The organism is Achromobacter sp., assembly GCF_050285565.1.
GTDB lineage: Bacteria > Pseudomonadota > Gammaproteobacteria > Burkholderiales > Burkholderiaceae_B > Achromobacter.
In genome coordinates this window covers 368,253-390,144 of sequence record NZ_JBLZXG010000007.1, presented here as the reverse complement: position 1 = coordinate 390,144, position 21,892 = coordinate 368,253, and the positions used below count along the sequence as shown (strand labels likewise).

The window sequence follows — 21,892 nt, the reverse complement described above, 5'->3', positions numbered from 1 at the left end:
GCGGCTTGGTGGCGGCCGCCGCCCCGTTGGGGGCGCCGGCCGCCGGTTCACATCAGTTCTCGCAAGTGCGGGGCGTGATGTTCTTTTCCTTGGCGTACTTCGCCGCGGCTTCCTTGACCATCGGGTCCAGCAGGGTCTTGTCGGCCTGGTACCAGTCCGAGACGACCTTGAACTTGGCGCCGTCCCACTGCACGATGCGGGCCCAGTCGTCACCCTTGTGGTTGCTGCAGGAAGTCTTGACCGGACGCATGATCTGGCCAAAACCGAGCTGGTTCAGGCGTTCCTGCGTCAGGTTCAGGTTCTCGAAGCCCCAGCGCACCTGGTCGGGCGTGAGCGCCTTGCCCTTGCCGAACTTCTCCTGCGCCGTGCGGATCGCTTCGACCTGCAGCATCGAGATCATCATGCCGCGGGTGTGGGCGATGGTGCCGAGCGTGGTCTTGCCCGTTTTGTCCGAACCCTGACCCTTGTCGTAGACGTACTTCTTCAGGTCGTCATAGACCTTGTCGTGGTCGGCGCCGCTGTTGTGAATGGTGATGGCGTTGTAGCCCTTGGCGACATCGCCCAGGTCTTTCACGTCGCCTTCCGAGCCGGCCCACCAGATCGCGTACATCTTGTCGCGCGGGTAGCCGCTGGCCTGCGCTTCGCGGATGGCGGTGGGCGTCATGATGCCCGCGCTCCACAGCAGCACGTAGGCCGGACGGGCCTGGCGGATCTGCAGCCAGGTGGACTTCTGTTCCACGCCGGGGGCGGTCACCGGATACAGCAGCAGCTCGAAGCCTTCCTTGGCGGCGCGCTTCTGCAGCAGCGGAATCGGTTCCTTGCCGTAGGGCGAGTCGTGGTAGACCAAGGCGATCTTCTTGCCCTTGAGCTTGTCCATGCCGCCTTCTTTCTTGGCGATGTCCTGGATCATCACGTCGGCGGCGGTCCAGTAGGTGCCCAGCAGCGGGAAGTTCCACTCGAACACGCTGCCGTCGACCGATTGCGACAGGCCGTAGCCCATCGTCTCGACCGGCACCTTGTCGACCATGGCCTTGTCGCTGACCGCGAAGGTGATGCCGGTCGATTGCGTGTCGAAGCCCGAGGCGCCGGTGCCCTTGCCCTTCAGGCGCTCGTAGCATTCCACGCCGCGGTCGGTGGCATAGGCGGTTTCGCATTCCTCATAGGTGATCTTGACGCCGTTGACGCCGCCGTCGCGCTCGTTGACCAGCTTCAGGTAGTCGAGCTTGCCGTCGGCCCAGGGAATGCCCAGCGGCGCGAACGACCCGGTCCGGTACACCAGCAACGGAACGAACTGCTCTTCCGCCGCCATTGCCGGCGTGGCCACGGCGCCCACGGCGCCGGCTGCGGCCACCAAGGCTGCCGCCAACTTCAGGTTAAGACGCTTCATCTCCATTTACCTCCTGCGTGGTGTTTGGGTCATAAACCCTCGGACACCGGGGTTGGCCCGGTCTGGAGCCGGGTATTCAGGATGTCGGTCGTGGCGCGCATACCGCTACTGCCGACGTTGATCACAACGGGAGCCAACCCTTCCAGGCCGCGGCGGATCCGGCTTTGCCGGTCGCCAGCGGCGCCCCCTTGAGGGGGAGGCGCCGCAGGCGCTTCGGGGGTGGGCCTTATCATCAGTGGGGGAAGGGCCAGATGCGAAGTTTCTCCTTGCCGATGCTCCACAACCGCGCCAGCCCGTGCGGCTCGGCGATCAGGAAGAACACGATCAGCGCGCCGAACACCATGTGCTCGACGTGCGCGGCGGTGTCCACCGACAACGACAGGCCCAGCATGTGCGGCACGTTGGTCAGCGCCACCGGCACCAGCACGATGAAGGCCGCGCCGAAGAAGCTGCCGATGATGGAGCCGAGGCCGCCGATGATGACCATGAACAGCAACTGGAACGATCGGGTCAGGTCGAAGGCCAGCGGCTCCCACGAACCCAGGTGGATGTAGCCCCACAGCGCGCCGGCCACGCCGACGATGAACGAGCTGACCGCGAACGCGGTGAGCTTGGCGTACATCGGGCGGATGCCGATGACCGAGGCCGCCACGTCCATGTCGCGGATCGCCATCCACTGGCGGCCGATGGCGCCGCGCACCAGGTTCTTGGCCAGCAGGCTGAAGATCACCACCAGAATCAGCACGAACAGATACTTTTCCAGCGCGCTCTGCACCGGCAGGCCGAAGGCGGTCAGCGGCGGCACCGAGACGTTGCCGGACGACGAGTAGTTGGTAAAGAACGGGATGCGCAGGAACGCCCAGTCGACGAAGAACTGCGCCGCCAGCGTGGCCACCGCCAGATACAGGCCGCGGATGCGCAGGCTGGGAATGCCGAAGATGACGCCGACGAGGGTGGCGAAGCACCCGCCCAGCAGGATCTGGATGATCAGCGGCATGCCCGGAAAGCGCACGCCGAAGTTCCAGGCGGCATATGCGCCCACCGCCATGAAGGCGCCGGTGCCCAGCGAGATCTGGCCGCAGTAGCCCACCAGGATATTCAGGCCGACGGCGGCCAGCGACAGGATCAGGAACGGGATCAGGATGGCGCGCAGCAGGTAGTCGCTGGACAGCGCCGGGATGGCGATGAACGCCACCGCCAGCAGCAGCCAGATGAAGACGCGGTCCTGGCGGATCGGGAAGATCTGCTGGTCGGCGCGATAGCTGGTCTTGAATTGGCCGTTTTCGCGATAGAACATGTTTTTATCCCAGAGTGCCTGCGGTCAGACGCGGTCGATGATCTTCTCGCCGAACAGCCCTTGCGGACGGAACAGCAGGAACACCAGCGCCAGCACATAGGCGAACCAGATTTCGATGCCGCCGCCCACCAGCGACCCCAGGTAGACCTCGGACAGTTTTTCGCCCACGCCGATGATCAGGCCGCCCAGGATGGCGCCCGGCACCGAGGTCAGGCCGCCCAGGATCACCACCGGCAGCGCCCGCAGCGCCGCGGTCGAAAGCGTGAACTGCACGCCGAACTTCGAGCCCCAGATGATGCCGGCAACCAGCGCCACCAGGCCGGCGACGCTCCAGACGATGACCCAGATGCGGTTCAGCGGAATGCCGATGGACTGCGCCGCCTGGTGGTCGTCCGCCACGGCGCGCAGGGCGCGGCCGGTGGAGGTGAACTGAAAGAACAGCGCCAGCGCGGCCACCAGCAGCGCGGCGATGACGGCGGCGGTCAGGTCTTCGAGGTTGATGAGCAGGCCGCCTTCGAACACCGAGTCCAGGATCATCAACGGGTCTTTCGGCATGCCGACGTTGATGGAATAGACCGAGCTGCCGAACGCGATCTGGCCCAGGCCGTCAAGGAAATAGCTGATGCCCAGCGTGGCCATGAGCAGCGTGGTGGCTTCCTGGTTGACCAGGTGGCGCAGCACGAAGCGCTCGATCGCCACCGCCAGCAGGAACATCACGATGGCGCTGACGATGAACGCCAGCACGTTGGCCAGGATCATGTTTTCGAAGCCGAACCAGCGCGGTATCCACTCCGAGAAGCGCGCCATCGACAACGCCGCCACCAGCACCATGGCGCCCTGGGCGAAGTTGAACACGCCCGATGCCTTGAAGATCAGCACGAAGCCCAGGCCGATCAGGGCGTAAAGCATGCCGCTCATCAGGCCGCCGAATAAGGTTTCCAGAAAAAATCCCATGTCTCGTCCGCCTTAGTGCGACACGCCCAGATAGGCTCTGATTACATCTTCGTTGGCACGAACCTCGTCCGGCTTGCCGTCGCCGATCTTCTTGCCGTAGTCCAGCACCACCACGCGGTCGGAGATGTCCATGACCACGCCCATGTCGTGCTCGATTAGCACGATGGTGGTGCCGAATTCGTCGTTCACATCGAGGATGAAGCGGCTCATGTCCTGCTTTTCCTCGATGTTCATGCCGGCCATCGGCTCGTCCAGCAGCAGCAGGCGCGGCTCCATGGCCAGCGCGCGGCCCAGGTCGACGCGCTTTTGCAGGCCGTAGGGCAGGCGCCCCACGGGCGTCTTGCGATACGCCTGGATTTCGAGGAAGTCGATGATGTTCTCGACGAACTGGCGGTGCGCGATCTCTTCGCGTTCGGCGGCGCCCAGGCGGAAGGCCTGCGCCAGCAGTCCGCACTTCATGCGCAGGTTGCGGCCGGTCATGATGTTGTCCAGCACGCTCATGCCCTTGAACAGGGCCAGGTTCTGGAAGGTGCGGGCGATACCCATCTCGGCGGCGCGGCGCGGGTTCATGCGCGAGAAGCGCTCGCCGCGAAACTGGATGCCGCCTTGCTGCGGGGTGTAGACGCCATTGATGACGTTCAGCATCGAGCTCTTGCCCGCGCCGTTGGGGCCGATGATGGCTCGGATCTCGTGCTCGCGCACATTGAAGGAAATGTCCGTCAGCGCCTTGACGCCGCCGAAGGACAGCGAGATGTTCTGCATGTCCAGCATCACGTCGCCGATGCGCTGGTCGCGGTCGTTGTTGCTCATGGTCTCTACGCGGCTCGGGCGGTGATGGCGGGGAATGTCTTGACCGGGCGGATCTTCAGGTCGGCGGCGATCTTGCCGCTGCGGCCGTCCTCGAACTTCACTTCGGTCTCGATGAACTGGGATTGCTTGCCTTCGAACAGGGCGTCGATCAGCACGCCGTACTTCTGCGCGATGAAGGCGCGCCGCACCTTGCGGGTGCGGGTCAGTTCGTCGTCATCGGGATCCAGTTCCTTGTGCAGGATCAGGAAGCGGCTGATCTGCGAGGCCGACAGCTTCGGATCGGTGGCCAGGTCGGCATTGACCTGTTCGACGCACTCGGCGATCAGCTGATAGACCTCGTCCTTGCCGGCCAGGTCGGTGTAGCCGGCGTAGGGCAGGCCGCGGCGCTCGGCCCAGTTGCCCACGGCTTCCAGGTCGATGTTGATGAAGGCGCACACGTCCTGGCGGCCGGCGCCGAAGGCCACCGCTTCCTTGATGTGCGGGAAGAACTTCAGCTTGTTCTCCAGGTACTTGGGCGCGAACAGGCTGCCGTCGGCCAGCTTGCCGACGTCCTTGGCGCGGTCGATGATCTTGAGCTGGCCGTCGGTGTCCAGGTAGCCCGCGTCGCCCGTGTGGAACCAGCCGTCGGCGCTGCGCGCTTCCTGCGTGGCGTCCGGGTTGCGGTAGTACTCCTTGAACAGGCCCGGGCTCTTGACCAGGATCTCGCCGTTGTCGGCCACGCGGATCTCCACCCCGGCCACGGGCGGGCCGACGGTATCGTCACGCACCTGGCCGTCCGGCTGCACGCAGACGAACACCGAGGTTTCGGTGGAACCGTAGAGCTGCTTGAGGTTGATGCCGATGGAGCGGTAGAACACGAACAGGTCGGGGCCGATGGCCTCGCCGGCGGTATAAGCCACGCGCACGCGGCTCATGCCCAGCGCATTGCGCAGCGGGCCGTAGATCAGCAGGTTGCCCAGCGCGTAGCGCAGGCGGTCCCAGGCATTGACGGATTCGCCGTCCAGGATGCGGGTGCCGACGCGGCGCGCCAGCTTCATGCAGGCATGGAACAGCTTGCGCTTGAGATAGCCGGCGTCTTCCATGCGGATCATCACATGGGTCAGCAGCCCTTCCAGCACGCGCGGCGGCGCGAAGTAGTAGGTCGGCCCGATGTCGCGCATGTCGATCGAGACGGTATCGGGCGATTCCGGGTGGTTCACGGTGAAACCCGTGACCAGCAACTGCGTGTACGAGAACATGTTCTGCCCGATCCAGGCCGGCGGCAGGTAGGCCAGCACGTCCTCGCGGTCGGTCAGCTTCTCCATGTCGGACACGGCGCGGGCGCGGTCGATCAGCGCGTGGTGCGTCAGCACCACGCCCTTGGGCTTTCCGGTGGTGCCCGAGGTATAGAACATCGCGGCCGCGTCGTGCGGCTGCACCGCGGCCACCGCGCGGGCGAAGAAATCGGGGTGTTGCGCGGCGTAGTCGCGGCCGATTTCCTCCAGCTTGTCGTACGACAGCAGCATCGCATCGGTGTAGTGGCGCAGGCCGCGCGGGTCGTCATACACCACATGCTTGAGCGCGGGGCATTGCTCGCGCACTTCCAGCATCTTGTCGACCTGTTCCTGATCCTCGACCACCGCCACGCTGATCTCGGCGTCCTGCAGCACGTAGACCATTTCCTGGGCCACGGCGTCCTGGTAGAGCGGCACGGGGATCGCGCCGAGCGATTGCGCGGCCATCATGGCCATGTACAGGCGCGGACGGTTCTCGCCGATCACGGCCACGTGCATGCCAGGCTGGATGCCCAGCGCGGCGAGCCCATGGGCGACCTGGCGCACGTGCTCGGCCACTTGCGACCAGGTAAGGGTTTGCCAGATACCCAGGTCTTTCTCACGTATGGCGGGCCGCGACCCGCGTACGTCGGCATGCGCGAACAGCAGCGCTGGAAAAGTATCCAGCGCCGCCGGCATCTGTGCGGATGCGGGCGATGAATGTGCCACGTTGTCTCCTCCGGTTTGGGCACATCGGCCCCGAGCCGCGAGACGCGGCGCGTGGGAGATCGCGCTTGACCAGTTGGTTTTAGATTTACGGCAGCAGTTAAGGTATAAGGTTGGGTTGCTACCAACTGTCACCATCGCGACATTCAAGGAACTTTTAGGGTATTCCCGATGCAGCTATCCGACTCCCTGCAACTGGCCGCGGCCTGGTTTCGCGTACTCGACGCCGAGCAGCAAGCGCGCGTCGAGCGAGACCTTTCCGTGCAGCAGGTTGCCGCCGGGTCGATCATAGAGCGCAAAGGCGAACTCGCCCAGGCATGGATCGGCGTGCTGGCCGGCCTGGTCAAAGTCTCGGTGGGCAATGCCGAAGGCAAGGTCGCCTCGCTGACGGGCGTGCCCGCTGGCGGCTGGATCGGCGAGGGTTCGCTGCTCAAGCGCGAAGTTCGCAAGTACGACATCGTGGCGCTGCGCGATTCCGTCGTCGCGCGCCTGCCGGCCGCCACCTTCGACTGGCTGCTGGATACCAGCATCCCCTTCAACCGCTACCTGCTGCACCAGTTGAACGAGCGCGTCGCCCAGTTCATCGGCAAGGCCGAATACGACCGCCTGCTGGATCCGGACGCGCGCGTGGCGCGCTGCCTGGCGGAACTGTTCAATCCGCTGCTGTACCCCGGCATGGGCATGCGCCTGACGATTACGCAGGAAGAGGTCGGCTATCTGGCGCGGGTCTCGCGCCAGCGCGCCAACCAGGCGCTGCGCAAGCTGGAAGAGGCGGGGCTCTTGAACGTCGAATACGGCGCCGTGCGGGTGCTGGACCTGGACGGCCTGAAGTTGTACGGCTCGGATCGCGGCGCGGTCGAAGGCGAGCACGCCGCCTGAACCCCGCCCAGGGGTAGCCGCGGTTCCTGCCGTGCCGCGGCATCGCCTTCGCAAGCATGCCGCAGGCAACGACGCCGGGCGTGCTCGATCGGCAGTAAAAAAGCTTGACGATAAATAGCGCGCTATTTAATATTGCGCAATGAAATACAGATCCCAGTCCAAAAGCGCGTTCAACCCGCTGCTGCTCGACAGCCAGCTTTGCTTTGCCCTGTACTCGACCTCCCTGGCGATGAACAAGGTGTATCGCAAGCTGCTGCGTGGCCTGGATCTGACGTATCCGCAGTACCTGGTAATGCTGGTGCTGTGGGAACGCGACGAAATCACCGTCACCGACATCGGCGAACGCCTGTTCCTGGATTCGGCCACCCTTACGCCCCTGCTCAAGCGGCTCGAGGCGGCGGGCCTGGTCACCCGGACGCGGGCCGAGGAGGACGAGCGCCAGGTCATCGTCACCCTGACGAAACAGGGGCGGAGCCTGCGTGAACGGGCCGAAGCCGTGCCGCACGCTGTCGCTGCCGCGGCGCAATGCTCGTTCGACGAAGTGCAGGACATCATGCGCGCCTTGCACGAATTGCGCGAAAAGCTGGTCAGCAGTCTTTGATTGTCAGTGTTTGAGGCGGATGATGGCAGCCACCGTCATTCCCGATTAAAGATAGCGCACGATGAAATTGTGTGCTATTTAATTAGTAAAGGCCGCTGCGGGAAGGGTCCCGCCAGCCTGGTAGTCCAACCTTCATCCAAAAGGAACGCACCATGTCGATCGAAAAAGTCCTGTACCGCGCCCACGCCCACGTCACCGGCGGCCGTGAAGGCACCGGCGTCTCCAGCGACGGCAACCTGAACGTCAAGCTGACCACCCCGAAGGAGCTGGGCGGCGCGGGCGCCGCGGGCACCAACCCCGAACAACTGTTCGCCGTTGGCTACTCCGCCTGCTTCATGGGCGCCATGAAGTTCGTCGCCGGCCGCGACAAGATCGCCATGCCCGCCAACGCCACCATCGACGGCTCGGTCGGCATCGGCCCCATCCCCACCGGTTTCGGCATCGAAGCCGAACTGAAGATCTCGCTGCCCGGCATGGACCGCGCCGAAGCCGAAAAGCTCGTCGCCGCCGCCCACATCGTCTGCCCCTACTCGAACGCCACCCGCGGCAACATCGACGTCACCCTGACCATCACCGTCTAAGCAAAGCGCGCGTGCGCGCGCACAAAAAAAGCAAAGGCAGGATTGCGTCAAGCGCAATCCTGCCTTTTTTTAACCGCCCCACTCCCAAGAGCAGGCGACCCATAAACCCACTCTCTACCGCCGCGCAGCGTCATCCGCCAACGCATAAACACCATGTAAGCTCAAAAAGGCCGCCCGCGCGGCCGCCTTTGGGCGGGCCCCGCAAGACCTTTGGCGATAAGCAATCGCGCCATAAAAACGCCAAGCACGCTACCCGTCCCAGCAACGCAGAAACCAAAGTAATCGCGAGCACGGCGGGGCGGCGGCCGGTGGCGGGCGGGGCGTGTAGATGCGCCCGAGGGAAACCGTAGGGAGCCGAAGGCGTACGAGGTTGACGATGGGGCAGTCCGGAGCGAAGGCTCCGGACCGCAATCGTAGCCCCGCCCGCCACCGGCCGCCGCCCCGCCGTGCGTCTCAAGAACTCAACCCATGACGCCAGCAAAAAGCCCTCAGTGCGACCCCCCAAGATAAGCCGCCACCACAGCCGGATCATGCTTCAACTTCTCCGCACTCCCATGCACGGAAATCCGCCCGTTCTCCAACACATACCCATAATCGGCCACATTCAACGCCGCCGCCGCGAACTGCTCGACCAGCAACATCGTCACCCCTTCCTCCTTGAGCCGCGCAATGATCCGGAAAACCTCTTCCACCAGGATTGGCGCCAGCCCCATGGAAGGTTCATCCAGCAACACCAGCTCCGGATTGAGCATCACCGCCCGCGCCATCGCCAGCATCTGCTGCTCGCCGCCAGACAGCGTTCCCGCCAGCTGATCGCGCCGTTCCTTTAGCCGAGGAAACAGATCCATCGCCCGCCCCAGGTCCGCCTGCACGTCGCCCTTGGGCCGGCTCCCCGTCAAACGCGGAAACGCGCCCAGTAGCAGGTTGTCCGTGACGGACAGCGTCGGAAACACCCGCCGTCCTTCCGGTGAATGCGCCAGCCCCAGCCGCGCGATCCGATGCGACTCCAGCCCGTCGATGCGCTTGCCACCCAGCGTGACTTCGCCCGCCGTCGGCCGGATCATCCCCGACAGCGCCCGCATCGTCGTCGTCTTGCCGGCCCCGTTCGAGCCGATCAACGTCACCACCTTGGCCTTCGGGACTTCCATGCTGATGCCATGCAGCACCTTCACCTTCCCGTAGCCCGCTTCCAGATTCTTGATCGATAGCATGTTGTCGTCCTTGGCGTCAGGCGGGCGCGCCGCCCAGATACGCCTCGATAACCTTGGCGTTGCTCTGCACTTCGGTGGGCAGCCCCTCGGCGATCTTCTGGCCGAAGTCCAGCACCGACACGGTGTCGCAGACCCCCATCACCACGTCCATGTGGTGCTCGATCAGAATCAGCGTAATGCCGTGATCGCGCACCTTGCGGATGATGGCCAGCAGCTCGACGATGTCGGGCGCCGTCAGCCCGGCCGCCGGCTCGTCCAGCAGCAGCAACTGCGGGTCCAGCGCCAGCGCGCGGGCGATCTCCAGCAGACGCTGCTTGCCATAGGGCAGGTTGCGGGCCTCTTCGTTGGCCATGCCGTCCAGTCCCACGAACTCCAGCAGCGCCAGCGCGCGGGCGCGGGCGCCTTGCTCCTCGCCCTTCCACTTCGAGGTGCGCAACGCGATGCCCGCCAGCCCCGTGGTGAAAGTGTGGTGCAGGCCCACCAGCACGTTCTCCAGCGCCGTCATCTCCCCGAACAACTGCACGTTCTGGAAGGTGCGGGCGATGCCCGTGGCCGCGATATCGGCCGGCGCCAGGCCCACCAACGATTTGCCCGAGAACTCCACCGAGCCGGCCGTGGGCACATAGATGCCCGTCAGCACGTTCATCATGGTGCTCTTGCCCGAGCCGTTCGGCCCGATCAGGCCGTGGATGGTGCCGCGCTTGACTGTCAGGTCGACCTGGTTCAGCGCCTTCAGGCCGCCGAACTGCATCAGCACCTGCTTGGCCGCCAACAGCGTCTCGCCGTGGCCGCGCGCCGCGTCGGGTACCGCCTCCTGTTCTTTGACCAGTTCCTTCTTGACCGTCAGCGCCGTGCGGCGGGTCGAGAAGAACAGGTTGCGCACGAAGCCGACGATGCCGTCGGGCAGGTAGTACACGACGAACAGGATCATGGCGCCGAAAATGGTCAGGCGCCAGTCGGTCACCGCGTCCAGCCAGTACGAGAAGACCGCCAGCAGAATCGTGCCGATCACCGGCACCGCCACCCGGCGTGCCTCGGTGCGGCCCTTGGAGATGGCGATGGCGCTGCCCACCGTCACCAGGATCGCCACGCCCAGCGCGATCAGGCGGAAGGTCGAGATATCGTCCAGCATCTTGGGCAGCAGCACGATGATCGACGCGCCCAGCAGCGCGCCGGTGCGGCTCTTGCGCCCGCCCATGATGATGGCCAGCAGGAACAGGATGGTCAGTTCGAAGTTGTAGGTGTTGGGCGAGATGTATTGCTCGGAATACGAGTACAGTGCGCCCGCCAGGCCGGCGAAGCCGGCGCTGATGACGAAGGCGAACACCTTGTGCCGGTAGACCGAAACCCCCATGCAGTCGGAAGCGATCGGACTGTCGCGCAGGGCCTCGAACGAGCGGCCCAGGTGCGACTTCAGGATCCGGTGCACCACGATCAGCGACAGCACCAGCAACGCCGCCACCAGCCAGAAGTACTCGCTCTTGGTCAGGATGTGTCCGCCGATCGACGGCTTGGGGATCTTGATGCCGAGCGGGCCTTCGGTCATGAAGGTCATCTCGTTGATCAGGATCTGGATGATGGTGCCGAACGCCAGCGTCACCATCGCCAGATACGGCCCGGTGACCCGCAGCGCTGGCAGCGCCAGCACTGCGCCGAAGGCCGCCGCGATCAGGATGGCCGCAGGCAGCGTCACCCAGATCGGCATCTGCAGGTGGAAGAACAGCACGCCGGCCACGTACGAGCCGATGCCGAACAGGCCGGCGTGGCCCAGCGACACCTGGCCGGTATAGCCCACCACGATATCGAGCCCGAACAGCAGGATCGAGTAAATCATGATGGTTTCGATCAGGTGCAGGTAATACGTGTTGGTCACGCCCAGCGGCACGGCGGCCAGGCAGGCCACGGCCACGATGGAAAGCAGAAGGTGCAGGGGTTTCATCGCTTACACCTTCTTGATCGCGGTCTTGCCGAACAGGCCGGCGGGCTTGAAGGTCAGTACGAGCAGCAGCAGGACCAGTCCCGGCACGTCTTTGTACCCCGTTGAAAGATAGAAACCGGTGGTGGTTTCGGCGATCCCCAGGATCAGCCCACCCACCACCACGCCCATGCCGCTGGACAGGCCGCCGATGATGGCGACCGCGAAGGCCTTCAGGCCCAGCACCGCGCCCATGGTGGCGCCGGTCAGCGTCAGCGGCGCCACCAGCACGCCCGCGAAGGCGGCGGTCAGCGACGACAGGGCATACGAAAAGGTGATCACCATGCCGGTGTTGATGCCCATCAGGCCGGCGGCGTCGCGGTCGTTGGAGGTGGCGACGAAGGCCTTGCCGTAGATGGACTTGCGGTTGAACACTTCCACCAGCAGCATCATGGCCAGCGCGCCGAACACCACCAACAGCTCCATCGGCAGCACGTTGGCCCCCAGCACCTGGATCGGCGCCTCGGGCAGCGGCGAGGGGAAGCGCAGGTCGTCGCGGCCCCAGACGTTCTCGGCCACGTTCTTGAAGATGATGCCCAGCGCGATGGTGGCCATGATCCAGCCGAATTCGGAGCGCGTCTTGATGGCCGGCCGCACGCCGACCCGCTCGACCAGCACGCCCTGCGCGAAGCCGAAGAGGCAGACGATGGGAATCATGACCCAGTAGTTCACGCCCAGGCCGACCAATGTGAGCCCGACCAGCGCGCCCAGCATCAGGGCTTCGCCCTGGCCGAAGTTGAGGGTGCCGGATGTGGCGAAAGTGAGCTGGTATCCGAACGCGATGACGGCATAGATCATGCCTAGCGCGATACCGCTATAGATGAGCTGTAGAAGAATCATGGTGTGTGTCGTGAGGCGCTGTGTTCCGTCCCAACCCCCTTGGGCAGAACGCGGTTGTCAGGCGACTGCATGCCGGCGTCCCCATGCGGGGACGCCGGCGGCGGCGGCCGGGCAGCCGCCGCCGCGCTGCTTCGGACGAGCCTAGTTGGCCTTGACCACGCGGCCGCCCTTGACCTCGCCGATGACCACTTCCTTCGCGGTGATCGCGTCGTGGTTGTCGTGAGTGAAGGGCTTGTTGTAGGTCATCACCACGCCTTCGACGGGCGTTTGCAGGTTCTCGAGCGCTTCGCGGATCTTCGGGCCTTCGGTGGAGTTGGCCTGCTTGATGGCCGCGGCCAGCAGGAAGATCGAGTCGTAGCCCTGGGCCGCCGACACCGGCGAATCGATGCGGTTGTTCTTGGGCTTGAACTTGGCCAGGTAGGCGTCGATGAAGGCCTTGCGCTTGGGCGTGTCCGGGTCCTGGATGAAGGTCTGCGGCATGCGCGCGCCCTCGCCGTTGGCGCCGGAGTTGTCGATGTAGTTGGCCATCGACAGCGTCCAACTGCCGATGATCGGCACCTTCCAGCCCAGCTTGGCCATGCCGTTGGCGATCTGCGCCAGCTCGGGGCCGATGCCGTAGGTCAGCACGGCTTCGGCGCCCGCAGCCTTGGCCTTGAGCAACTGGGCCGTCATGTCGACGTCCTTGATGTTGAATTTCTCGACGGCCACCGGCTTGATGCCCTTGGCGTCCAGGGCCTTTTCCAGATCCTCGCGGCCGAGCTGGCCGTAGTTGGTGGAGTCGGCCAGGATCGCGACCTTCTTGAAGCCGCGGCGGGTCACGGCTTCCTCGACGATCATCGGCGCCTGGATGCTGTCATGGGCCGCGTTGCGGAACACGTAGTTGTCCGGGTATTCCGGCGCCTTGAACTGGTGCGTGATGACGCTGCCGGTGGCGACGTTGTTGAACACCGGGATCTTGGCATCCTGGTAGAAGCGTTGCGAGGCCAGCGCCACGCCGGTGTTGATGTAGCCGACGGTGGCGGTGACCTGCTCCTTGTTGATCAGTTCCTGGGCGATCTGCACGCCGCGCTCGTTCTTGGCTTCGTCATCGCGTTCCACCGCGACCAGTTGGCGGCCGAGCACGCCGCCGCTCTTGTTGATTTCCTCGATGGCCAGGCGCACGCCGTCGCGCATGCTCACGCCCATGGAGGACGAGCCCCCGGTGTAGGGGCCGGCCACGCCGATCTTGATGGGGTCGGCGGCGTAGCCCGCGGCCGATACGGCAAAAGCAAGGGTTCCTGCAAGCAGCTTCAAACGAAAATCCATGGATGTCTCCGTTGTAATTGGTAGAACTGCGTGGAAAACCGTGTGCCGGCGCCAGGCGGCGAGGAAAGAAGGGGGGTGGCGCGCTCCTGTTGCGTGTTGTGACTGTCTGCTTAATCGCTTACGCGAATCTGACCCGGCGGGGGTTTTCCGTGTAAATACCTAGTACGGGCGCACGGGTTACAAAGCTGGGCATTGCGGTGCAGCATGGGGCAGGCAGGGAAGGGCAAGGGCCCTTGCGCGCGCCGGCCGGCGCGCGCGACCGCGTTCGGCGCATCCTAGCCACGGCTGCGCCATGGTGCGCGGAATTTCCTTCCGGGCAGGGCTGGAAATTTATTCCGGCTGGGCCGCCAGGCCGCGTGGCCATTGGGCGGCGCGTTGGCAGACGCCGGCCAGCCATAGGGAAAACGCTTGGACCGCGCCGCCGGGCGGGCGCGAGGTTTCGGTGCACAGGTAGTACTGCGATTCTCCGGCGGTCTCGATATCGAGCACGCGCAGCAATTTGCCTTCGTCCAGCCATTCGGCCGCCAGAGTGCGGCGGGTCAGCGCGATGCCCTGGCCGGCGCGGGCGGCCGCCAGCATCATGCCCAGATCCACCAGCCAGACGCCGCGCGTCGGTTCCGGCCAATCCAGTCCGGCGGCCGCCAGCCAGGGGCGCCATGGCTCCATCGGGCAGCGCAGCAGGGCGGCGCGCGCCAGGTCTTGTGGTTGCCGGAACGGGCCGTGGGCGTCACGATAGGCGGGCGAGCAGACCGCGAACACCGGGTCGGCGGTCAAGGGGCGGGCATGCAGTCCGGGGTAGCGGCCACTGCCGAAACGGATCCAGACGTCGGCATTCGGCGGCATGATGTCCAGGTACGGAATGGACAGCATGATTTCCAGCTCGACCTCGGGGTGGGCGGCCGTGAAGCCCGGCAGGGCGGGGATCAGCACCTGGCGCGCGAAGGTCGGGGTGGACACCACGCGCAGCGGTTCCGGCTTGGGCTCGCCGCGCTTGTGCAGCGAGGCGTCCGACAGCAGGGCCAGGGCGGTGCGCACCTGTTCCAGATATTCGCGTCCGGCCGCGCTCAGGGCGATGCCGCGGCTGCTGCGGATGAACAGGGTGACGTCGAGTTGCGCCTCCAGCGCGGCAATGCGCTTGCCAATGGCGCTGGCGGTGACGAACAATTCTTCGCTGGCGCGCTCGAACGAGCCGAGCCGGGCGGCGGCTTCGAACGCCTGGATGGCGGCCAGCGGCGGCAGGCGCACGTCTTTGGAGGGAGAAGGTCCGCGCATGATCGTCTGGCGGGCCGGCCATGCGCCCGACGAAGAAGTGGCAACCCGGCGATTATAAAAGTGCGGGGCCGGGCAGCCCGTCCCCGTATTCCCTCAGCACTTGGGCAATGACCACCCGGTAGCGGTCCAGCCAGCGCGATTGCGCGACCTTGGCCTGCTGGTGGGCAGGGTGGTGGATCAGGGCCTGCAGGGCCAGGAGCGAATTCCAGTAATAGACGTTGGCGTACAGGCCGCGCGCGGGATCTTCCCACGCTTCCTCGCCCAGGTAGCCGGGGGTGGCCCGGGCCGCCTCGGCAACGGCCTGGTCGAGCCGGTGGAAGTCGTCGTCGAACTGCTTCTTGGCGAAGATGAAGGTGGCGGTGTAGCGGGCCGGCCCCGGATGGGCGGGGCCGGCGGGACAGGCGGTGGCGTCCGGCACGGCCATCAGACCCCCTTGAGCGCCAGGCTGACTGCCAGACCGGCCATCACCACGGCGATGACGCCGTCCAGCACGCGCCAGGCCGAGGCGCTGGCGAAGAAGCGCGCGAACAGGCGCGAACCGATGCCCAGCACGGCCAGCCACAGCAGGCTGGCGGTGAAGGCGCCGGCGGCGAACGCCATGCGGGCGTCGTCGAAGCCGTGGGCCAGCGAGCCCACCACCACCATGTCGAGCCAGAAGTGCGGGTTGAGCAGCGAAAAGCCCAGCGCGCCCAGCATCGCGGCGCGGCGCGAGGGCATCACGTCGCGCGCGGCGGCCAGGCCGCCGCTGGCGGTCCAGGCGCGACGCGCCGATTGCAGCGCGTACCAGGACAGGAAAGCCACTCCGAACCACAGCACCGCGGTGGTCAACCACGGGAACCAGGCGGTCAGCGCCTGCAGGCCCGACACGCTGGCGAAGATGAAGATCGCGTCGATCAGCGCGCAGATGGCGACCACCGATAACAGGTGCGCGCGCATCAACCCTTGCCGCAGGATGAACGCGCTTTGCGCGCCGACGACGGCGAACAGGCCCAGCCCGGTGGCCGTGCCGCTGGCCCAGGCGGTGAGAAAGAGAGGGGATGACAACGTGGCGAACATGACTGCGAACCTTTTGACTGCAACGCCTTGTGGCGGCGCTTGGGTACCGGGCCGGCAGCGTTGCGCATACCGGCAATGTCACATTTTCGCTTGCGGCCGATATGAAATAAAGCTAATTTTCCTTCACTATATTAAGTAAAACTAATCTTATGAAAATCGATCATGGCAATCTGCGCGCCCTGGCCGCGGTGGTGCGGGAAGGCAGTTTCGAACGCGCCGCGCTGGCGCTGAGCGTGACGCCGTCGGCGGTGTCGCAACGGATCAAGGCGCTGGAGGATCGCATGGGCCGGCTGCTGGTGCAGCGCACGGTGCCGGCGGCGGCCACGGCCGATGGCCAGGTGCTGGTGCAACTGGCCGAGCAGACCGCGCTGCTGGAACATGATGCCCTGAACCGGCTGGGCGTGGCGGACGACGACGTGCCGCATGCCAGCATCCCGATCGCGGTCAACCACGACAGCCTGGAAACCTGGTTCGTCGAGGCGGCGCTGCAATTTTCCAGCCGCACCCGCGCCACGCTCGACATGCAGTCCGAGGATCAGGACCACACCGCCGCGCTATTGCGCAACGGCTCGGTGCTGGGCGCGGTGACGACGCTGGCCGATCCGGTGCAGGGTTGCCGCATCCACGCGCTGGGCAGCATGCGCTACGTGGCGACCTGTACACCCGCGTTCCACAAGCGCTACTTTGCGCAGGGCGTGAACGCACAGACACTGGCCCAGGCGCCAGTGCTGGTGTTCAACCGCAAGGACGCGCTGCAGGCGCGCTTTGCGCACAAGATATCCGACCCGGCGCCGTGGCAGCCGCCGGTCTGGTGGGTGCCGTCCACCCGCGCCTTTGTGCAGGCCACGCTGGGCGGGTTGGGCTGGACCATGAATCCGCTGCCGCTGGTGCAGGAACACCTTGACGCAGGTCATCTGATGTTGCTGCGGGGCCGCGCCTGGGAGGATGTGCCGCTGTACTGGCAACATTGGCGGGTAAACTCCGAAGCGATGGAAGCATTGACCGACTCGGTTCTGTCAGCCGCCCGCAGCCTGGTCCGGCGGCGTTAACCCCTAGGAGAACATTCCCAATGAACATCCGCAAGTTCGCCGCTGTCGCCGTCCTGGGCCTGTGCGCAGCCGGTTCGGCCTGGGCCAAGGATTACAAGGTGGGCGAGGTCGAGGTCGACGATCTCTGGGTGCGCGCGTCCGCCCCGGGGCAATCCAATGGCGCGGGCTATATGGACATCGACAACGGTGCCAAGTCGCCTGATCGCCTGTTGTCGGTGACCTCCGAGGCCGCCGAACGTGTCGAGCTGCATACCGTCGAGACGGCCAACGGCGTGGCCAAGATGCGCCAGGTCGAGGGCGGCATCGCCCTGCCGGCCAACGGCGAGGTCAAGCTCGCCCCGGGCGGGTACCACGTCATGTTCATCAAGCTGAAGGCGCCGTTCGCCGAGGGCGCCACCGTGCCGGCCACGCTCAAGTTCGAGAAGGCGGGCGAGGTGGCAGTGCAGTTCAAGGTCAAGCCGGCCTCGCACAACCCCGGCATGAGCCACGACCACGGCGCGATGAAGCACTGATCCGGGCGGCATCGGCTGCGCGTCGGCGCGGCCTGTTCGCCGCCCGCGCCTGGCGCGCCGGCCCGCCGATCAGTACAGGCCTTGCTGGCGCATCGCGTCCGCGACCTTGACGAAACCGGCGATGTTGGCGCCGTCCAGGTAGTTAACGTACTCGCGCTCGCTGTGGCCGTGACGCACGCAATTTTCGTGGATGTCGCGCATGATGGCGTGCAGGCGCGCATCGACTTCCTCGCGGGTCCATGACAGGCGCGCCGAGTTCTGGGCCATTTCCAGGCCGGACACGGCCACGCCGCCGGCGTTGCTGGCCTTGCCCGGAGCGTACAGCACGCGGGCCGCGATGAAGGCCTTGGCGGCGTCCAGCGTGGCGGGCATGTTGGCGCCCTCGGCCACGCATTGCACGCCGTTCTTGATCAGCGTTTCGGCATCGGCCAGTTCCAATTCGTTTTGGGTGGCGCAGGGCAGGGCCACGTCCACCGGCACGTGCCAGGGGCGCTTGCCGGCTTCGTACACCAGGCCGAACTGGCGGGCGTAGCTATCCAGGCGGCCGCGCAGGTCGTTCTTGACGTGCATCAGCGCCACCAGCTTCTCGTGGTTGAAGCCGGCCTCGTCGACCACCGTGCCGTTCGAGTCGGATACCGTCACGACCTTGGCGCCCAGCGCCATGGCCTTTTCGATGGCGTACTGGGCCACGTTGCCCGAGCCCGAGACCGATACGCGCAGGCCATCGAACGACTTGCCGACGCGCTTGAGCATTTCCTCGGCGAAATAGACGGTGCCATAGCCGGTGGCTTCGGGGCGGATCAGGCTGCCGCCGAAGGTCAGGCCCTTGCCCGTGAAGACGCTGGCGGTGGAGTTCGACAGTTTCTTCATCATGCCGGCCATGAAGCCGACTTCACGCGCGCCCACGCCGATATCGCCGGCCGGCACGTCGGTGTCCGGGCCCAGGTGGCGGTACAGCTCGATCATCAGAGCCTGGCAGAAGCGCATCACTTCGGCGTCGGACTTGCCCTTGGGATCGAAGTCGGAACCGCCCTTGCCGCCGCCCATGGGCAGCGTGGTCAGCGAGTTCTTCAGGGTCTGCTCGAATGCCAGGAACTTCAGGATCGACAGGTTCACCGAGGGGTGGAAACGCATGCCGCCCTTGAACGGGCCGATGGCCGAGCTGTGCTGGATGCGGAAAGCGCGGTTGACCTGCGCCTGGCCTTTGTCATCGGTCCAGCACACGCGGAACTGGATCACGCGTTCCGGTTCCACCAGGCGCTCGAGCAGGGCGTGCTCGGCGTAGTGGGGGTGCTTCTCGATGAAAGGCCAAAGGCTCAGCATCACCTCCTGGACGGCTTGCATGAATTCCGGTTGCTGCGGATCGCGCACGGCGACGCTACGCAGGAAGTCGTCCAGACGCTGCACTTTCAACATGATCTCCTTGGGGGCGCTTCGAATGAGTGCGGAGATGCGCCAATCTGGGGCGTCGAGTCTCCGTTTTGGTGCGGATCGCACCGGCTTGGTGCGGGATTGTAGGGCTAATTTGTTGCCCTGCGCAAAGCGGAAAAGTGCGCCATCATCTTGATATCAAAGCGCTTTTTCCTATTTTTATTGGGGACGCATATTGCTTTTCAGAAGAGGCTGAAACCGCGGGCTTTCATAGTGAACGCCATGGAGCCTTGAATTCACAGGGAAAATTAATACGTCCCCATTAATATTCGGTTGATTGGCGTGGCGCGCGGTCACCGTGTCATAGGGAAAACAGGCGACCTGATGGGGGAGTGTCCTGGATTTTCAGCCCCCACGCCACGTTATGTGTCCCTTATTATTTTTTGCGGCAGATCATGCGCGGACGGCGGAACGCGGGTGCCGCCGCCTGGGTTCAGAGCGTGGCGTCGTAGTCGATGGTCAACGGCGCGTGGTCGGAAAAGCGCTCGTCCTTGTAGATGGCGACGCTACGGGCGCGGGCGGCAATGCCCGGCGTGGCGATCTGGTAATCGATGCGCCATCCGACGTTCTTGGCCCAGGCCTGGCCGCGGTTGCTCCACCAGGTGTATTGGTCGGGACGGTCGTCGATGGTGCGGAACACGTCGACGAAGCCGCGCTTGTCGAACACATCGGTCAGCCAGGCGCGTTCCTCGGGCAGGAAACCGGAGTTCTTCAGGTTGCCCTTCCAGTTCTTCAGGTCGATTTCCTTGTGGGCGATGTTCCAGTCGCCGCAGATGACGAACTCGCGGCCGGTCTTTTTGTGCTCGTGCATCAGTTCGTCGATCCACGGGCCGAAACGGTCCAGGAAGCGGTATTTGGCCTGCTGGCGTTCGTCGCCGCTGGAACCCGAGGGCAAATAGGCGCTGATGATGGACAGGTTCTTCCAGTCGGCGCGGATGACGCGGCCTTCGGGATCGAATTCCTCGCAGCCCAGGCCGATGCTGACGCGCTCGGCCGCGTCGCGCAGGTAGATGCCGACGCCGCTGTAGCCCTTCTTGACGGCGTGGTGGAAATGGCCGGTGTAGCCGGGCGGGTGGCGCAGGTCGTCGGTCAGGTCCTCGTCCGACACCTTGATTTCCTGCAGGCACAGCACGTCCGCGGCGTGTTTTTCCATCCAGGGTTGCAGGCCCTTGCGGAAGGCGGACCGGATGCCGTTGAGGTTGATCGACGTGATGCGCAGCAAAGCGGGACTCCTGTAGAGCGGCCGGGGGTGGCCGTAACGATGCCAGGAATTTAACCGACTCGACGACGCTGCCCGGGAATCGCCCTGACAACGGATAAAATGCCGGGGTCTGCCACCTCCCGGATCCTTCCAGCATGTCTGCCGCCCATCCCGCCGCCTCCGCCACCTCGCTCGATTTTGTCCGCTTCGCCTTGAACGAAGGCGTGCTGCGCTTCGGCAGCTTCAAGGTCAAGTCCGGCCGTATCAGTCCCTATTTCTTCAACGCGGGCCTGTTCAACAGCGGTTCGTCGGTGGGCAAGCTGGCCGGCTTCTACGCCCAGGCGTTGCTGGATTCCGGCGTGGCCTTCGACATGCTGTTCGGCCCGGCCTACAAGGGCATCCCGCTGGCCACGGCCACCGCCGTCGCGCTGGCCGGCCATCCGGCGATGCAGGGCCGCAGCGATGTGCCGTTCGCCTACAACCGCAAGGAAGCCAAGGATCACGGCGAAGGCGGCACGCTGGTGGGCGCGCCGCTCAAGGGCAAGGTCGTCATCATCGACGACGTGATCACCGCGGGAACCTCGGTGCGCGAATCGGTCGAGATTATCCGCAACGCCGGCGCCGAGCCCGCCGCCGTGCTGATCGCCATGGACCGCATGGAACGCGCGGGCGCCGATGATGCGCTGTCGCCGCATTCGGCGGTGCAGGACGTTGCCAAGACCTACGGCATCCCGGTGGTGGCGATTGCGTCGCTGGCGGACATCATGGCGCTGCTGCAGGACGACGCCGCGTTTGCCGAGCACCGCGATGCGGTGCAGGCGTACCGGACGAAGTACGGGGCGAAGTAAGCGCGAGTCCGGCAAGGCAATGCCGGCCACCGTATCGCATGACAGGTTCTTCAAGCCTGTTGACCGGCTCATGCCCAACGACCCACAGGCCGCTCGCCTGTGCCGCCTGCGCCGGACGTTTGTCGAACGTGGCCAGCGCAGCGCCGCGCCATAACGCGAGTTCCAGGTACGAGGCGTCGTAAACGGTAAGCCCGTGTTCGCGGGCGAGCCGCTCGACGCGCAAGGTACCTTGAGCCACTTCCGTTGGCCAGATCTGCGGGACAAGGACGGCTTCGCCGTTCAGGTCGTCCAGGATGCCAAACGCCTGTTCGCTGCAGGTTTGACTGGGCAATCGCAGCCAGCTCAACGCGACCGAGGCATCAAGCACGAGCTTCATTCGCGGACCCCTTTGACGGCGTACCACCAGGTGGCTTCGTCGGTGTACGGGATACCCGGGAACCGTTTCAGTTCTTCTATCGCATTGTGACCCGCTTCGGTCATCAGGGGATTGACCCGCCTGAGCTGCGCTTGCGCCAGACCGTCATGGGTGATGACAACGAACACACCATCGTTTGCGGCTTGGATCATTTCGTCGAGCCGATCCGCAACTTGTTCGCGTGGATGGATAGGTAGGGGGCGTTCATGGCCAAATCTCCAGTCGAAATCGACCAGACCATTCTTGGCCAAACAAAAAGCCGCGGCAAGATGCCGCGGCCTTCGGTTCG

The 21,892-nt window shown here is 65.1% G+C and carries 22 protein-coding genes; 6 read left to right on the top strand and 16 right to left on the bottom strand.

Translation table 11 applies throughout. The features are described from left to right. Positions 1-52: 52 nt before the first annotated feature. The 5 genes from ACN6O8_RS17425 to ACN6O8_RS17405 all read right to left on the bottom strand — a co-directional run bounded on the left by ACN6O8_RS17425 (position 53) and on the right by ACN6O8_RS17405 (position 6,430). Complete coding sequence (locus ACN6O8_RS17425; RefSeq protein ID WP_080977525.1) at positions 53-1,393, bottom strand: ABC transporter substrate-binding protein; 1,341 nt, start codon at positions 1,391-1,393, stop codon at positions 53-55. Positions 1,394-1,619: 226 nt separating this feature from the next. Beyond that, positions 1,620-2,684, bottom strand: coding sequence for a branched-chain amino acid ABC transporter permease (locus tag ACN6O8_RS17420; protein ID WP_427992264.1), 1,065 nt, complete (start codon positions 2,682-2,684; stop codon positions 1,620-1,622). Between the two features lie 24 nt (positions 2,685-2,708). Further along, complete coding sequence (locus ACN6O8_RS17415) at positions 2,709-3,638, bottom strand: branched-chain amino acid ABC transporter permease (RefSeq protein ID WP_054497936.1); 930 nt, start codon at positions 3,636-3,638, stop codon at positions 2,709-2,711. A 12-nt stretch (positions 3,639-3,650) separates the two neighbouring features. Next, positions 3,651-4,448, bottom strand: coding sequence for an ABC transporter ATP-binding protein (locus tag ACN6O8_RS17410; RefSeq protein WP_427992263.1), 798 nt, complete (start codon positions 4,446-4,448; stop codon positions 3,651-3,653). A 5-nt stretch (positions 4,449-4,453) separates the two neighbouring features. Further along, entirely contained in the window at positions 4,454-6,430 is a 1,977-nt protein-coding gene (locus ACN6O8_RS17405) for an AMP-dependent synthetase/ligase (protein WP_427992262.1), read from the bottom strand. Between the two features lie 168 nt (positions 6,431-6,598). Here ACN6O8_RS17405 and ACN6O8_RS17400 point away from each other — a divergent pair, with 168 nt between their 5' ends. From ACN6O8_RS17400 to ACN6O8_RS17390, 3 genes are all read left to right on the top strand, one after another. After that, positions 6,599-7,306: a Crp/Fnr family transcriptional regulator gene (locus ACN6O8_RS17400; protein WP_427992261.1), complete on the top strand. Its 708-nt coding sequence runs from the start codon at positions 6,599-6,601 to the stop codon at positions 7,304-7,306. Positions 7,307-7,445: 139 nt separating this feature from the next. Then, the gene (locus ACN6O8_RS17395; protein WP_427992260.1) at positions 7,446-7,907 is read left to right on the top strand and encodes a MarR family winged helix-turn-helix transcriptional regulator; all 462 of its coding nucleotides are present in this window, start codon (positions 7,446-7,448) and stop codon (positions 7,905-7,907) included. Between the two features lie 152 nt (positions 7,908-8,059). Next, positions 8,060-8,488, top strand: a complete 429-nt coding sequence (locus tag ACN6O8_RS17390) for an organic hydroperoxide resistance protein (protein ID WP_024070675.1) — start codon at positions 8,060-8,062, stop codon at positions 8,486-8,488. 488 nt (positions 8,489-8,976) lie between these two features. Here the strand turns inward: ACN6O8_RS17390 and ACN6O8_RS17385 are convergent, their stop codons facing one another. The 7 genes from ACN6O8_RS17385 to ACN6O8_RS17355 form a co-directional block, all read right to left on the bottom strand. Continuing rightward, a complete protein-coding gene (locus ACN6O8_RS17385) occupies positions 8,977-9,699 on the bottom strand; it encodes an ABC transporter ATP-binding protein (RefSeq protein WP_427992259.1) in 723 nt (240 codons plus the stop codon). Between the two features lie 16 nt (positions 9,700-9,715). Then, the gene (locus ACN6O8_RS17380) at positions 9,716-11,638 is read right to left on the bottom strand and encodes an ABC transporter permease subunit (protein WP_427992258.1); all 1,923 of its coding nucleotides are present in this window, start codon (positions 11,636-11,638) and stop codon (positions 9,716-9,718) included. Between the two features lie 3 nt (positions 11,639-11,641). Next, positions 11,642-12,514 carry a branched-chain amino acid ABC transporter permease gene (locus ACN6O8_RS17375; RefSeq protein ID WP_427992257.1) on the bottom strand — a complete coding sequence of 291 codons (873 nt, stop codon included), beginning with the start codon at positions 12,512-12,514 and terminating at the stop codon, positions 11,642-11,644. 141 nt (positions 12,515-12,655) lie between these two features. Beyond that, entirely contained in the window at positions 12,656-13,819 is a 1,164-nt protein-coding gene (locus tag ACN6O8_RS17370; protein WP_427992256.1) for an ABC transporter substrate-binding protein, read from the bottom strand. A 330-nt stretch (positions 13,820-14,149) separates the two neighbouring features. Next, complete coding sequence (locus tag ACN6O8_RS17365) at positions 14,150-15,091, bottom strand: LysR substrate-binding domain-containing protein (protein WP_427992255.1); 942 nt, start codon at positions 15,089-15,091, stop codon at positions 14,150-14,152. A 52-nt stretch (positions 15,092-15,143) separates the two neighbouring features. Next, on the bottom strand, positions 15,144-15,515 hold the full coding sequence (locus tag ACN6O8_RS17360) for an antibiotic biosynthesis monooxygenase family protein (RefSeq protein WP_427992254.1): 372 nt from the start codon (positions 15,513-15,515) through the stop codon (positions 15,144-15,146). Further along, positions 15,515-16,147: a LysE/ArgO family amino acid transporter gene (locus ACN6O8_RS17355; protein ID WP_427992253.1), complete on the bottom strand. Its 633-nt coding sequence runs from the start codon at positions 16,145-16,147 to the stop codon at positions 15,515-15,517. The genes ACN6O8_RS17360 and ACN6O8_RS17355 overlap by 1 nt, the downstream gene beginning before the upstream one ends. A 149-nt stretch (positions 16,148-16,296) precedes the next feature. On the opposite strand from ACN6O8_RS17355, the gene ACN6O8_RS17350 reads away from it, so the two are divergent. Both ACN6O8_RS17350 and ACN6O8_RS17345 read left to right on the top strand, forming a co-directional pair. Then, positions 16,297-17,196 carry a LysR family transcriptional regulator ArgP gene (locus ACN6O8_RS17350; protein WP_427992252.1) on the top strand — a complete coding sequence of 300 codons (900 nt, stop codon included), beginning with the start codon at positions 16,297-16,299 and terminating at the stop codon, positions 17,194-17,196. 20 nt (positions 17,197-17,216) lie between these two features. Next, positions 17,217-17,708, top strand: a complete 492-nt coding sequence (locus ACN6O8_RS17345) for a copper chaperone PCu(A)C (protein WP_427992251.1) — start codon at positions 17,217-17,219, stop codon at positions 17,706-17,708. Between the two features lie 69 nt (positions 17,709-17,777). Here the strand turns inward: ACN6O8_RS17345 and gdhA are convergent, their stop codons facing one another. Together gdhA and ACN6O8_RS17335 are read right to left on the bottom strand one after the other, a co-directional pair. Continuing rightward, complete coding sequence (gene gdhA / locus ACN6O8_RS17340) at positions 17,778-19,124, bottom strand: NADP-specific glutamate dehydrogenase (protein WP_427992250.1); 1,347 nt, start codon at positions 19,122-19,124, stop codon at positions 17,778-17,780. A 448-nt stretch (positions 19,125-19,572) separates the two neighbouring features. Beyond that, positions 19,573-20,361: an exodeoxyribonuclease III gene (locus ACN6O8_RS17335; RefSeq protein WP_427992249.1), complete on the bottom strand. Its 789-nt coding sequence runs from the start codon at positions 20,359-20,361 to the stop codon at positions 19,573-19,575. 134 nt (positions 20,362-20,495) lie between these two features. On the opposite strand from ACN6O8_RS17335, the gene pyrE reads away from it, so the two are divergent. Further along, complete coding sequence (gene pyrE, locus ACN6O8_RS17330) at positions 20,496-21,188, top strand: orotate phosphoribosyltransferase (RefSeq protein ID WP_427992248.1); 693 nt, start codon at positions 20,496-20,498, stop codon at positions 21,186-21,188. Here the strand turns inward: pyrE and ACN6O8_RS17325 are convergent. Both ACN6O8_RS17325 and ACN6O8_RS17320 read right to left on the bottom strand, forming a co-directional pair. Next, the gene (locus ACN6O8_RS17325) at positions 21,103-21,564 is read right to left on the bottom strand and encodes a type II toxin-antitoxin system VapC family toxin (protein ID WP_427992247.1); all 462 of its coding nucleotides are present in this window, start codon (positions 21,562-21,564) and stop codon (positions 21,103-21,105) included. The two genes, pyrE and ACN6O8_RS17325, sit on opposite strands and share 86 nt — an antisense overlap. Continuing rightward, on the bottom strand, positions 21,561-21,854 hold the full coding sequence (locus ACN6O8_RS17320) for a hypothetical protein (protein WP_427992246.1): 294 nt from the start codon (positions 21,852-21,854) through the stop codon (positions 21,561-21,563). Before ACN6O8_RS17320 ends, ACN6O8_RS17325 begins: the two co-directional genes overlap by 4 nt. Positions 21,855-21,892: the final 38 nt, after the last annotated feature.